General features: G+C 60.7%; 13 protein-coding genes. 2 read left to right on the top strand and 11 right to left on the bottom strand.

What is annotated here, in order from left to right; all coding sequences use genetic code 11:
- Nucleotides 1–5: 5 nt before the first annotated feature.
- Nucleotides 6–464 carry an Lrp/AsnC family transcriptional regulator gene (locus tag ACR0K4_RS09335; protein WP_480518141.1) on the bottom strand — a complete coding sequence of 153 codons (459 nt, stop codon included), beginning with the start codon at nt 462–464 and terminating at the stop codon, nt 6–8.
- Nucleotides 465–599: 135 nt separating this feature from the next.
- Between ACR0K4_RS09335 and ald the strand changes: the two genes are divergently transcribed.
- Complete coding sequence (gene ald / locus ACR0K4_RS09330) at nt 600–1,718, top strand: alanine dehydrogenase (protein WP_480853749.1); 1,119 nt, start codon at nt 600–602, stop codon at nt 1,716–1,718.
- Nucleotides 1,719–1,909: 191 nt separating this feature from the next.
- Here ald and ACR0K4_RS09325 read toward each other — a convergent pair whose 3' ends face one another.
- A complete protein-coding gene (locus ACR0K4_RS09325; protein WP_480853748.1) occupies nt 1,910–2,722 on the bottom strand; it encodes a mechanosensitive ion channel family protein in 813 nt (270 codons plus the stop codon).
- A 206-nt stretch (nt 2,723–2,928) separates the two neighbouring features.
- Here ACR0K4_RS09325 and ACR0K4_RS09320 point away from each other — a divergent pair, with 206 nt between their 5' ends.
- Nucleotides 2,929–3,627 (top strand): glutathione S-transferase family protein, encoded by a 699-nt coding sequence (locus ACR0K4_RS09320; RefSeq protein ID WP_480853746.1) that lies wholly within the window; start codon nt 2,929–2,931, stop codon nt 3,625–3,627.
- 39 nt (nt 3,628–3,666) lie between these two features.
- On the opposite strand, the gene ACR0K4_RS09315 is transcribed toward ACR0K4_RS09320, so the two are convergent.
- The 9 genes from ACR0K4_RS09315 to ACR0K4_RS09275 form a co-directional block, all read right to left on the bottom strand.
- On the bottom strand, nt 3,667–4,113 hold the full coding sequence (locus tag ACR0K4_RS09315; RefSeq protein WP_480853745.1) for a YtoQ family protein: 447 nt from the start codon (nt 4,111–4,113) through the stop codon (nt 3,667–3,669).
- Nucleotides 4,114–4,205: 92 nt separating this feature from the next.
- The gene (gene pheT, locus ACR0K4_RS09310; protein WP_480853743.1) at nt 4,206–6,602 is read right to left on the bottom strand and encodes a phenylalanine--tRNA ligase subunit beta; all 2,397 of its coding nucleotides are present in this window, start codon (nt 6,600–6,602) and stop codon (nt 4,206–4,208) included.
- Between the two features lie 78 nt (nt 6,603–6,680).
- Nucleotides 6,681–7,484: a CE1 family esterase gene (locus ACR0K4_RS09305; protein ID WP_480853742.1), complete on the bottom strand. Its 804-nt coding sequence runs from the start codon at nt 7,482–7,484 to the stop codon at nt 6,681–6,683.
- Nucleotides 7,485–8,043: 559 nt separating this feature from the next.
- A complete protein-coding gene (gene pheS / locus ACR0K4_RS09300) occupies nt 8,044–9,117 on the bottom strand; it encodes a phenylalanine--tRNA ligase subunit alpha (protein WP_480853741.1) in 1,074 nt (357 codons plus the stop codon).
- Nucleotides 9,104–9,481: a Hint domain-containing protein gene (locus ACR0K4_RS09295; protein ID WP_480853740.1), complete on the bottom strand. Its 378-nt coding sequence runs from the start codon at nt 9,479–9,481 to the stop codon at nt 9,104–9,106. The genes pheS and ACR0K4_RS09295 overlap by 14 nt, the downstream gene beginning before the upstream one ends.
- Before the next feature lie 237 nt (nt 9,482–9,718).
- Nucleotides 9,719–11,089 (bottom strand): glutamate--cysteine ligase, encoded by a 1,371-nt coding sequence (locus ACR0K4_RS09290; RefSeq protein WP_480853739.1) that lies wholly within the window; start codon nt 11,087–11,089, stop codon nt 9,719–9,721.
- A 64-nt stretch (nt 11,090–11,153) separates the two neighbouring features.
- Entirely contained in the window at nt 11,154–11,681 is a 528-nt protein-coding gene (locus ACR0K4_RS09285; protein ID WP_480853738.1) for a hypothetical protein, read from the bottom strand.
- The gene (locus ACR0K4_RS09280; protein ID WP_480518119.1) at nt 11,678–12,526 is read right to left on the bottom strand and encodes a GNAT family N-acetyltransferase; all 849 of its coding nucleotides are present in this window, start codon (nt 12,524–12,526) and stop codon (nt 11,678–11,680) included. Before ACR0K4_RS09280 ends, ACR0K4_RS09285 begins: the two co-directional genes overlap by 4 nt.
- Nucleotides 12,523–13,248, bottom strand: a complete 726-nt coding sequence (locus ACR0K4_RS09275) for a 16S rRNA (uracil(1498)-N(3))-methyltransferase (RefSeq protein WP_480853737.1) — start codon at nt 13,246–13,248, stop codon at nt 12,523–12,525. The genes ACR0K4_RS09280 and ACR0K4_RS09275 overlap by 4 nt, the downstream gene beginning before the upstream one ends.
- Between the last annotated feature and the right edge of the window lie 2 nt (nt 13,249–13,250).

Raw genomic sequence — 13,250 nt, 5'->3', positions numbered from 1 at the left:
GCCCGTCACACCGGAAGCGCAGTTGTCTTGAAAACCGTCCGCAGTGCAAACGAGCTCTGCATTTGCGATACCCCCGGCAGGCGCGACAGGTATTGCCGATGAATTCGTGCAAAATCCTCGGTGTTTTCGGCAACGACTTTCAGGATATAATCGGCGGTTCCGGCCATCAGGTGACATTCCAGAACATCGGGGATGCGGGCCACCGCCTTTTCAAACGCCTCCAACACCTCTTCTGCCTGACCTTGCAGGGTGATCTCGACGAAGACAGTCGTCGGAACGTTCATTTTCCGCGCGTCCAGCAAAGCAACATAATCGCGAATATACCCCTCTGCCTCAAGTCGCTGCACACGTCGATGACAGGCCGAGGGGGACAGATTGGCCTGTTCTGATAGTTCGGCGTTAGACATCCTGCCTTTGCGTTGCAGGGCCGCCAGAATCTTTCGATCTGTTGTATCTATCGCCATTCGCGCACATCCATTGCAGAACTCAAACCATATCTCGAATAATTTCCCGTATTTTGGGCAATTGACAAGTGGGGTTTCACAGAAATTGCGTCCTGGTTTGCCCATAAATTGGGCAGTTTATGAACGGAGTCTCTCATGAAAATCGGTTGCCCCAGGGAAATCAAACCGCAAGAATTCCGGGTTGGCATGACCCCAAACGCCGCTGGCGAAGCCGTGGCACGTGGCCACGAAGTGATCATCGAAAGCGGGGCCGGAGCAGGGTCAGGCTTTGACAATGCCGCATATGAAGCGGCAGGCGCGCGGATCGTGGACACTGCCGACGAGGTATTCGCCACCGCCGACATGATCGTCAAAGTCAAAGAGCCGCAAGCGGGCGAGCGCAAGATGCTGCGCGAAGGGCAGCTGCTGTTCACATATCTGCACCTCGCCCCGGACCCGGATCAGACCCATGATCTGCTGGAGTCGGGCTGTACCGCAATTGCATATGAAACGGTGACTGACGCCAATGGCGGATTGCCGCTGCTTGCACCCATGTCCGAAGTGGCTGGCCGTCTGGCCCCGCAGGTAGGATCGTGGACACTGCAAAAGGCCAATGGCGGGCGCGGCGTGCTGATGGGCGGTGTTCCCGGTGTCGGGCCAGCCAAGGTGGTCGTAATCGGGGGCGGCGTGGTCGGCACCCATGCTGCCAAGATCGCAGCGGGTATGGGCGCAGACGTCACCGTTCTGGACCGATCCCTACCGCGACTGCGCTATCTCGACGACGTGTTTAGCGGCCATTTCAAGAACCAGTACTCCACAGCCGGGGCCACCGCAGAACTTATCCAGGACGCTGATATGGTGATTGGCGCGGTTCTGATCCCGGGCGCGGCGGCGCCAAAGCTGATTACCCGGGACCAACTCTCGTCCATGAAGCCCGGCGCGGTTCTGGTCGATGTCGCAATTGATCAGGGCGGATGCTTTGAAACTTCCAAAGCCACAACACACGCCGAGCCGATTTATGAGGTCGACGGTATCATGCATTACTGCGTCGCCAATATGCCGGGTGCTGTGGCCCGCACGTCGACCATCGCCCTGGGCAATGCGACGATGCCGTTCATGCTGTCGCTGGCGGACAAAGGCTGGAAAACCGCCTGTCAGGATGACCCACATCTGATGGCTGGTCTGAACGTCCATGCCGGACAACTGACCTACTACGCGGTCGGTAAGGCACTGGGTATCGATGTTGTCTCGCCCGGTGTCGCCATCAAATCATAAGCGCTCCGGCCCCTGAAAGCCCCCTCTTTTGAGGGGGATTGCAGCGTCAAAAAAACAGCGCCGCGCCTTTGGTGCGGCGTTGTTTCGTTCGTGATCCCATTGCGCGGGTACATCAGCGCCGCGCGGTACGCGCGGCGCTTTGTCCAACCGAAGAAGGGTATTTCCAATGCCCGCCCGACGGGCGGGAGCATTCAGCCCTTTTTCTGAATCTCGACCGAATGCGGGTAAGGGATCGAGACACCCTTGGCATCAAAGGCTTCCTTGATGGCCTTGGTCAGCTCAAACTTCACATCCCAATACTCCGCCGCGTCGCACCACAGTCGTGCCGTCAGGTCTACCGAACTGTCTCCCAGATTGGTCACGCGGACCCAGGGTTCCGGGTCTTTGTGAATGCGCTCATCCGACGTGGCCACATCCATAATGATCTTCATCGCCTCATCCGCGCTGTCACCATAATCAATCCCGAAAACCAGATCGACCCGCCGCGTGTCATGCGCCGAGAAATTGGTGATCACGGATCCCCAGGCCTGTCCGTTCGGCACAATGATCTGCACATTGTCAGGTGTCACAAGCTCGGTCGTGAACAGGTTCAGGTCTTTCACGGTCCCGGCTGTTCCCCCGATATCTACATACTGACCCAGCTTGTAAGGCCGGAAAACCACAAGCATCACACCCGCGGCAAGATCGCTCAGCGTGCCTTGCAGGGCCAGGCCGATTGCAAGCGAAGCAGCACCCAAAATAGCGACAATACTGGTGGCCTCGATCCCGAATATGCCCAGAACGGCCACCAGCACCATGGCCAGAACCGCCCATTTGATCAGGCTGGCCACAAAATTCCCAAGCGTCGGATCAATATGCGGCGTCGCGTTGATCCGCCTGCGCACCATCCCCCCGATCGCCCCGGCAACGATCCATCCCAGGATCAGCACCACAAACGCCTTGATGGCATTGATAATCAGCGGGGCGAACGCACCCACCTGTGTTACGACCTCATTCACGCGCATCTCCTTTTCGCGTCAAACCCCGCAACGCCATCGCGGGTCTCACGAAACTGTGACGAATTGGCACTCCCGGGTCTAGGGCAGAGATGCGCCAGTTTTCCCCGCTGTTCCAAATTACACAGCCAATGACCGGTGGCGCACACCGCTAAAGCTGGCAGAACCCTCGTTTCATCCCTACCTTCAGTCGGAAGCTTAATCAGGAGCACGTCATGCTGGACACCGCAACACACCCGATCACCGCCCGCTGGCCCGCCAAGTCCCCGGACAAAATCCAACTCTATTCCTATCCCACGCCAAACGGCGTCAAAGCCTCGATCATGCTGGAAGAAACCGGCCTGCCCTACGAGGCACATCTGGTCACGCTGGCCGATGCGGATGTCAAAAGCCCCGAATTCCTGTCGCTTAACCCCAACAACAAGATCCCCGCGCTCATCGACCCCAATGGCCCCGACGGCGAACCTCTTGGCCTGTTCGAAAGCGGCGCGATCCTGCTATATCTGGCCGAGAAAAGCGGCCAGTTTCTGGGCGCATCCCCTGCCGACAAACATCGCGCCACGCAGTGGCTCATGTTCCAGATGGGCGGCCTTGGACCAATGTTCGGACAATTGGGCTATTTCCACAAATTCGCCGGAAAAGAGATCGAAGATCCCCGCCCCCGCGAACGCTATGTCGCCGAAGCCAAGCGCTTGCTGAATGTTCTGAACACGCAGCTCGAAGGACAGGACTGGATCGCCGGAGATTACACGATCGCCGACATTGCGATCGTTCCCTGGCTGCGTGGTCTGGATTATTACGGGGTGAAAGAGATCGTAGGCTGGAGCGGGTTCGACAACCTGCAACCTTATGTCGACCGCTTCCTCGACCGCCCCGCCGTACAGCGTGGGCTCAGCATCCCAGCGACAGAATAATGCCAAAAGGGTGAGGCACAACAGCCTCACCCAAACCCGTTAGCCGGGCAGTTTTCCGGTCAAAACATAACGCAGCACATCGACGACCTGCGCAGGCTCTTCTGCCACCGCCAACGCGGCCGCATCGACCTCTTTCAGTGCGTGCTGATGCTCCGGACCATGCAGAACGATCAACGACTTGCCCAAGGCAGCCGCATAACCTGCGTCAAAAGCCGCATTCCACTGCTTGTATTTGTCACCGAACCGAACCACGACGACATCAGCATCGGCAATCCCTTTGCGCGTCCGGATCGCGTTGACCATCGCGCCCTTGTGGTCATGCCAGTATTTATCCGGCTCCGCCCCCAAAATCGAGACGCCACAATCATCACTGGCCCCGTGATCGGTCACAGGGCTGTCAAACGTCACATCCAACCCTTGCGCGCCAGCGACAATCTGCTCGCGCCAGTCGGTGTGAATTTCACCCGACAGATAAACCTTCAACATCCGGCTCTCCTCCGCATTTGGGGCGCAGTTGGGGAAGGATTACCCAGGCCCCTTCATCTTTTCCAAAATACTTCCGCCGGAGGCGTCCACCCTTACCCCCGCAGCGTTCCGCCCGTGGCTTTTGCAACCTTCTCGACAATCTTGGCGCTGACGGCCTCGATATCCTTCTCCTTCAAGGTCTGATCGGTCGGCTGCAGACGCACGGTGATGGCCAGAGATTTCTTGCCCTCACCCAGACTGCCACCGATGAATTCGTCAAAGACACGCACATCCTCGATCAGCGCCTTGTCGGCGCCGGCCGCTGCATTGACCAGTGTCAGCGCCTCGACAGCTTCATCCACGACAAAGGCAAAGTCACGTTCAACGGCCTGCAGGTCGCGCAATTCCAGCGCTGCACGGGTGGCTCCGGACTTGCGGGGCATGGGCACCTCGTCCGGCCAGATGGTAAACGCCATAGCCGGGCCTTTGATATCCAAAGCCTGCAGCACGCGCGGATGCAATTCCCCAAAGACACCCAGCACCTTTTTCGGACCCAGACAAATCTTGCCATGACGGCCCGGATGCCACCAGGCATCCCCATCACGTAGAATCTGTACTTTGGCCGGAGCACCAATTGCGGCCAGAACAGCCTCTGCGTCCGCTTTCGCATCATATACGTCAACTGGGCGAGACGCGCCGTGCACGTCCTTTGGCCCATCCCGACCCACCAGCAAGCCGGTAATCTGGGTTTTCTGATCGCCGGGCTCTCCGTCATGGAACACCGGGCCCACCTCGAACAGCGCCACATCCGCATATCCACGCGCCTGATTGCGGGCCGCGGACTGCAACAGTCCCGGCAGCAGGTCGGGGCGCATATGGCTCATTTCGGACGAGATCGGGTTTTCCAGACGGGTGGCATCGTTTGCACCGCCGAACAACGCAGCCGAGGCCTGGTCGATGAACGTATAGGTCACGCATTCATTGTAGCCCAGCGCCGCACAGGTCCGCCGCGCCATCGACTGACGTCGCTGCGCAGGCGTCATCACAGCTTTGGGAATACCATCGGTCACGCGCGGCAGCGGCTTGCCCTGAAGCTTGGTCAGGGACGCAATCCGCGCGACTTCTTCCACCAGATCGGCCTCGCCCATCACATCAGGCCGCCAGCTGGGCACATGCGCCATCTCGCCTTCCAGACGGAAGCCCAGACGGGTCAAAGTCTGCCGCTGCTCGCTTTCCGGGATATCCATCCCGACCAGCGACTGCACCCGTTCCGCATCCAGCTTATAGGCCCGCGCATGGTTCGGTGCCTTGCCCGCCTCAACCACATTCGAGGCCTCACCGCCGCAGATGTCCAGGATCATCTGCGTCGCATGCTCCAGCCCTTCGCGAGTATATTCAGGGTCCACTCCACGCTCAAAGCGATAGCGCGCGTCCGAATTGATCTTCAGCGCCCGACCCGTCAGCGCGATCTGCACGTGATCCCAGAACGCACTTTCGAGGAAGACATTCACAGTGTCTTCGGTACATCCGGTTTCCTCACCGCCCATGACACCGGCAATCGATTCCGGACCCTTGTCGTCCGAAATCACCATCATACCGGGCTGCAGCGCATATTCCTTCTCATCCAGCGCCACCAGCGTCTCACCACCTTTGGCGCGATGGACCCGCAAGTTGCCTTGCACCTTGTCCGCATCGAACACGTGCAGCGGACGGTTGTGGTCGAAGGTCATATAGTTGGTGATATCCACCAGCGCCGAAATAGGCCGCAGCCCGATGGCCTTCAATTGATCCTGCAGCCATTGCGGGCTGGGGCCATTTCTAACGCCCCGGATCAGACGCCCGGTGAAATGCGGCGCGCCGTCCAGCGTGTCCTCATCAATCGTCACCTTGATCGGGCATTCAAAATCACCGGGAACCGGCACGTAATCCCGCTGTTTCAGCGTACCAAGCCCGCGCGCCGCCAGATCGCGCGCAATCCCCTCAACGCCCAGCGCGTCCGGGCGGTTCGGCGTGATCGCAATCTCGATCATCGGATCGACCTTTGACGGCTCATTCTCGGCCAGCCAGTCCACGAAGCGATCGCCCACCGCGCCCGAGGGCAGCTCGATGATACCGTCATGCTCGTCCGACAGCTCCAGCTCACGTTCCGATGCCATCATGCCAAAGCTCTCGACACCCCGGATCTTGCCAACATTGATGGTGATATCCAGACCGGGAATATACATGCCCGGCTTGCACACAACGACGGTGATCCCTTCGCGCGCATTTGGCGCGCCACAGATGATCTGCAGATCGCCCTCGTCGGTTTCCACCGTGCAAACGCGCAGCTTGTCCGCGTCGGGGTGTTTTTCCGCGTGTTTCACATGGCCCAGCGTAAAGCCCGCCAGACGGTCCGCCGGGTTGACGATCTCTTCAACCTCAAGGCCAAGGTCGGTCAGCGCTTCGGCGATCTCATCAACCGACGCATCCGTATCGAGGTGGTCTTTCAGCCAGGACAGAGTGAATTTCATTGCTCGGGGCCTTTTTTGGCAAACATCCAGTCGGCACAGGCAATGGCAAAGATTGCACCAAGGTGCAAGCGCTGCGGCTTACGGATAGGTCGGGGTGCGGCCCAAAAGCTCGTCCAACTGCCGCCCGATCCAGCCATGGGGGATGAAATGCCCGCCGGGATGGGTGTCCAGCGTGACTTGTCCGCGCGCGCAATCGGTCCACTCCACGCGGCTGAGGGTCAGGATCGGCACCACGCTCCAATCCCCGCGCGGGGTGGCGTCATGACAGTCATAGGCCGAACGCCAAAGCGACACCGGATAGGTCGTGTCACCATCCTCGCCATAAGGAAAATCCATCACCGTATCGCTGAGCCCATGCACATGGCGCGCCTCGCGCGGGGCTTCGGGACAGCGCTCAGTCTGGCGAATGCTACCCGCAACAGCCAGCAAGGCCGCAATGTCATTGCCCGACTGGCAGACATAACGCCACGCCATTGCGCCGCCGAAGGAATAGCCCGAGACATAGATGCGTTCCGGGTCAATCGGATAGCGCTTTGCCACGTCGTCCAGAACCGCATCTGCAAAAGGCACATCCCGCGTGTCCGCCGACCAAAAATCCCAGCTTTTGCCCAACCCGTTCGGGGCCACCAGCAGCACACCTCGCAGCTTGGTCGCCCCTGCGATGCGCTGATGGTTCACCACCACAGTCCCCTGCCGCGCCCAGCCGTGGAAGTGCAGCAACACAGGCAGAGGCGTTTCGCCGTCCCACCCCTCGGGCTCCAGCACATGATACGAGCGGTCGCCGACCTCACAGGCCGTATCGCCGTGGCAGTCGGTTTTCCAAGGCCCCATGGCGAGTGCCGGGGTAGCGGTGAGCAGCAGGAAAAGCAGTCGGTAAATCATAGGCCGGAGCCTAGCCACCTGACGCCAACTGTCACGTCACAACCCCGTGCGAGCCTGTAACAAGCCGCGCAACGGCCCATTTGTCATGTCAGATCACGAGCCGTGCTATCGCCAGACCGCGGGATGGCGATCTTCGGACTGTGTTGGGCACTTTATGCCTGCCAAATCCGAGCACTGTACGAACGTTGCACTGACGGAGACAAATCGCCAGCCCGTCCGGGCGGTCTGGCGATAGCACGGCGGCCTATCGGCCTTTGCTCCGCGCCTTCTACTTTCCGTTCTTGGTCCCGCTCTGCACTCGCATAATTCGCTCTTTTTCTTCCTGTCGTTGCCGCATTTTCATACCGAAGCGAATGTAGGAAGCCCAAATACCAGGGCATACGGCTACAAAAAGGATGAAACCCAGAAAGACAGCACTGGGGCCTACTAACAAGATAGCAAATCGTGTGAGTAGAAGTGTCCCAAGCATTAAACCCAGCAGCCAACGGAATGGGGTCTTCGCAACCCGAGCATCCCACCAATCCAAATAGCGAGCCAGATATACGCCCAGCGGATACACTTACCTACTCAAACCACCATGGAGGTTCGGCATATCCAGCGCGGCAAACCCATAATGTCGCAACCACCGCAGATCGCTGTCAAAGAAAGCCCGCAAATCCGGAATGCCGTATTTCAGCATCGCCAGACGGTCGATCCCAATCCCGAACGCAAAACCCTGATAGACCTCAGGATCAATGCCACCGGCGGCGATGACCTTGGGGTGGACCATGCCCGAGCCCAGAATCTCCATCCAGTCATCACCCTCACCGATCTTCAGCTGACCGTTATCCCAGGAACAGCGGATATCGACCTCGGCCGACGGCTCGGTGAACGGGAAGTGCGAGGCGCGGAAGCGCAGTTCGACATCGTCGACCTCGAAGAACGCTTTCACGAACTCTTCCAGAACCCATTTCAGGTTCGCCATCGAGATGTCCTTGTCGATGGCCAGCCCTTCGACCTGATGAAACATCGGCGTGTGGGTCTGGTCGTAGTCGGCGCGGTAGACGCCGCCCGGACAGATGACGCGGATCGGCGCGCCCTGTTTCTCCATCGAGCGGATCTGCACCGGAGACGTGTGCGTGCGCAGCACATGCGGCGGGCGCTCGTCGCCCTCGGCGCGGTGCATGTAGAACGTGTCCATCTCGGCCCGCGCGGGGTGGTGGCCGGGGATGTTCAAAGCGTCGAAATTATACCAGTCATCCTCGATCCGGGGCCCTTCGGCGACGGAGAACCCCAGTTCCGCGAAGATCGCGGTCAGTTCCTCGGTCGCCTGACTGACCGGGTGGATCGAACCCTGACGGCGCGCGCGGGTCGGCAGGGTGACGTCCAGCCATTCGGTGCGCAGACGCGCGTCCAGCGCGACGTCGGCTAGCGCGGCCTTCTTGGCGGCCAGCGCCGAGTTGATCTCATCCTTCAGGGCGTTCAGCGCAGGGCCTGCGACCTGACGCTCTTCGGGCGTCATCTTACCCAGCTCGCGCATCTTCAGCGCAACCTCACCTTTTTTGCCCACGGCAGCGACGCGGATCGCCTCAAGCGCGTTTTCGTCGCCTGCCTCGGCGATTTGGCCCAGATATTTTGCCTTAAGATCGTCCATGACGGTCCCCTGAATACTGTTGAAGCTCTGCTATCACAGCAGCCCGCGAAAGCAAGAGGGCGTGGATCAGGTTGCGGTCAGAACCGTCGCTTGCGGACCGGCCCGTACTTGTCGAATGGTGTTGCAGTGACACATTTTGTCGCGCTCTGCCCCCTGAACCCCGACCGAGATATGCACAGACGCGAACCGCGTACTGCCCAGGGACCGTGCGGTCGTCGATCCACCGGACCGGGCACGCCCCCTGATCCACAGTCAGCACCAGATCAACAGGGCGCAGCGTTTCGACCCGGCGCGGGCCCTCGGGGGTGTCCACCATCGTCCCGGCGGTGAAGCAGGTCGCGCCGCTGTCGCCGGGAGAGAGCATTTCATAGACCAGTGTATTGGGGTCGGGTCCAGTGAAACCTCAGGAAACTCGGACACGCCCGCGCTTGCCGGGTAGCGTTCGAATAGTGAAGTTCGCTGATGCGGGCCATGCATGTGCCAACTGCGTCGAAGGCACTATGACAGCCTTGTCACGGCACGAGAATGATGACATTCGCCGGACCCGATGCCGGAAAACAGAACGTTAACGCTGCGCCAAAGATGCAGCAGCGTTAACTGATCAATAGCTGTATTCGCGATAAATCCGCGTCAGGTCTGCGTTCCAATCGCCATGATAGTGCTCCAGCAACTCATCCGCAGGGACCTTGCCGGATTCCAGACTGTCCTTGAGCGCATTCAGGAAATGCGTCTCGTCTGGAACAAGCCCACCGGCCCCCGGACGGGCGCGGGCAGCAAGCCCGGCATTTGCGATCGAGACCACTTCGCGCGCCAGATCGTGCATGTGAATGTCACCAACCCGCGCCTGCAGCCCATCTTTGGCGGCCTCGATTCTCAGGTTTTCGCGGGTTTCGGCGTCCCAGCCTTTGACCAGATCCCAAGCCGCATCCAGCGCGCCCTGATCATAGGTCAGGCCAACCCAGAAGGCAGGCAAGGCGCAGAGCCGCCGCCATGGGCCGCCATCGGCACCGCGCATTTCCATGTACTTCTTGATGCGGGCCTCGGGGAAAGCCGTTGTCAGGTGATCAGCCCAATCCGACAGGGTTGGCGTTTCACCCGGCAGCGCAGGCAGCTTGCCCTGCAGGAAGTCGCGGAAGGACATGCCCAGCGCGTCGATATACTGGCCGTCGCGATAGACAAAATACATCGGCACATCGAGCGCATATTGAACGTAGCGTTCGAACCCAAAGCCGTCCTCGAACACGAAAGGCAACATCCCGGTGCGCGCGTCGTCCAGATGCCGCCAGATATAGCTGCGCCAGCTTTTCTGGCCGTTGACCTTGCCCTCGAAGAACGGAGAATTCGCAAACAGCGCGGTCGCCACCGGCTGCAGGGCCAAGGCCACGCGCAGTTTCTGCACCATGTCGGCCTCGGACCCGAAGTCGATATTCACCTGAACCGTGCAGGTGCGCCGCATCATGGCGCGACCCATGGTGCCGACTTTTTCCATGTAGTCGTTCATCAGCCGATAGCGACCCTTGGGCATCAGCGGCATCTCATCATGGCTCCAGATCGGAGCGGCCCCCAGACCGATGAAGCCCACGCCGATCTCATCGGCGATATCCTTCACCTCACGCAGGTGGGTGTTCACCTCGTCGCAGGTCTCGTGGATGGTCTCAAGCGGGGCACCCGACAATTCCAGCGCGCCACCCGGTTCAAGGCTGACATTGGCGCCGTCCTTTTCCAGCCCGATCAACTTGTCGGCCTCGCGCACCTCGGCCCAACCGTGGCGGTCGCGCAGGCCCTCAAGCACGGCGACGATGGACCGCGTGCCTTCGAACGGCAGAGGTTTCAGCGTGTCCTTGCAATAGCCGAACTTTTCATGCTCGGTGCCGATGCGCCAATCTTCTTTGGGCTTACAGCCCGATTCCAGATATTCGGCCAGTTGCTCATGGCGTTCGATCGGCCCGCCGCCGGATTGGGGGATGGACATGAACCGGTCTCCGATCCTGCTGTGTCTGTCTTTGGGTCAGTCGTGGGGGGAAATGCCGCCAGTGTCAATGCAGGCGCAGATGCGCCGGGCGCGATGGCGTCTTCTCCCAGATCACCACGGGATGCGCCGCACCACCGTTGAGTTCCGACAGCATCTGTTCGGTTTTCAGCCCCGGCAGGTTCGAGAATACGTCGAACAGCGCCTCGGCCCCTTCGGCGTTCACCGGAATGTGAAGGGTCGGCTGGCCGGGTTGATCCAGCACCCACATTGCCGGGCGCGAGGTCGGGTCGAGCGCCAGCCGCTCGATCTCGCGCGTGGCGACGATGCCACCGTCGAGCGGACCGAGATAGGTGATCTGACCTTCGTCGATGGTCACAACGCCGGGCCCACCCGCGCCGGTGCGGAACCGTGCGCGCTGCACGCCGATGATCGCCAACGCCGCGGCGACTACGACCAGCACCCAGCCCATCCAGCCCAGCAGGCCACCGGGGCCGTTAATCCAACTGAGGCCCAGCAGCAAGACAAACCCCGCCACCAGAACTTCGCGCCAGCGCCACAGGGCCAGTTTGGCTTCGGGTCGGATGAAACTCATGCCGTGTCCTTTGGATTGGTGAACAGGATCAGCGAGTAGTGCCCCGCAGGTTTGAACCCAATACCGATATAGGCGCGCGCTGCAGATTCGGAAGCGGCAAACAGCACCGCGCGGGACACCCCGACGTTTTGCGCCTCAAGCAGATGCAGGGCAACGGCGCGGCGGGCATGGCCGCGCCCGCGCAACTCGGGCGGAGTATAGACGCCACCGATCTGCACGATCTCGGGCAGGCGGGCATTGAACCCGGTCATGGCGACGGGCTCGCCATCGACCAGAAGCACCCGATGCGAGTCTCGTGCCGTGTAAGCGTCGAAGTCTTTACCAGCCTGATCGGCGGCGCGCGCGGGATCGAAATCCATCGCCTCGATCAAATAGTCCCGCCGCCAGCCTTCGGTGACCGAGCGATCCAGATCGCCCATCGGCACCAGCCGCGCACCGGTCAGATCGGGCAGCACAAGTTGCTCCAGATCCAGCGCAAACCCCGGCTCATCACCGTTGAGCGTCGCGGGCCGGTCATCCCAGCCGGCAAGCCTCATGATCCGCCGCGCTTGCCCAGCCTCGGCAGCAAGGCCGAACAGCGGATGCCCCCGGATCAGATCAATCGCCCCGGCCAGCTCATTGTCCGAGCAGTCGGGGCATTGCGGCAGCACCATGCCCTCATTCGTGATCGCAAAGACGGCACGCAGGGGATCGCCCAGCACCCAGACTTTCAGCGCGCGGGGGTCGGACGCGCGCAGGCCGTAATCGCGCAGATTGGCCAGCGGGAACATCGAGGTCTGGATGTGCTGCGACAGAAACCTGTCGATCAGCGGCACATCGCTGTCCTCAGCGGCGCGCCACGTCATGCCCAATCCCCCAGCGCCTGCTGCCACATGGTCATGGCCGCAACTGCCGCCGTATCCGCACGCAGGATGCGGGGGCCGAGGCTGACCACATGAGCGAAAGGCAAGCCGCTCAGTCGCTTGCGCTCACGTTCCGAGAATCCGCCTTCGGGGCCGATCAGAATGGCCCAAGGGTGACCCTTTTCATGTGCGGCCAGACGCAGGGCCGAGCCGACTTCGGCCTCGTCGCAGAACATCAGCTGGCGGCCTTCGGGCCATGCGTCCAGCACCCGGTCGAGCCGTTGCAGATCGGTGACCTCGGGCACAAATGTGCCGCCGCATTGCTCAGCGGCCTCGACCGCATGGGCCTGCAGACGGTCCTGCCGGATGCGTTCGGAATTTGTGAACTCGGTCTGCACTGGCATGATCCGCGTGGCGCCCATTTCCGCCGCCTTTTCAACGATGAAATCAGTGCGTGCCTTCTTGATCGGCGCGAACAGCAGCCACAGATCGGGTGGCATCTGCAACACCTTGGTCTGCCGGGCGCAGGTCAGTGACCCGCCGCGCTTCCCGGCCTCGACCACCTCGGCCAGCCATTCGCCATCGCGCCCGTTGAACAGCGCCACCTGCCCGCCCACGGACAGGCGCATGACGCCGAACAGGTAATGCGCCTGTTCGCGCGTCAAAGGAACCGATTGCCCCTGACCCAATGGGTGCTCTACATACAGTCTGATCTTCGCAGTCATGA

The sequence above is a fragment of the Ruegeria sp. K11 genome (assembly GCF_056531905.1).
Note: the sequence above shows the minus strand (reverse complement) of the source record. Positions and strands in the feature narration are given on the sequence as shown.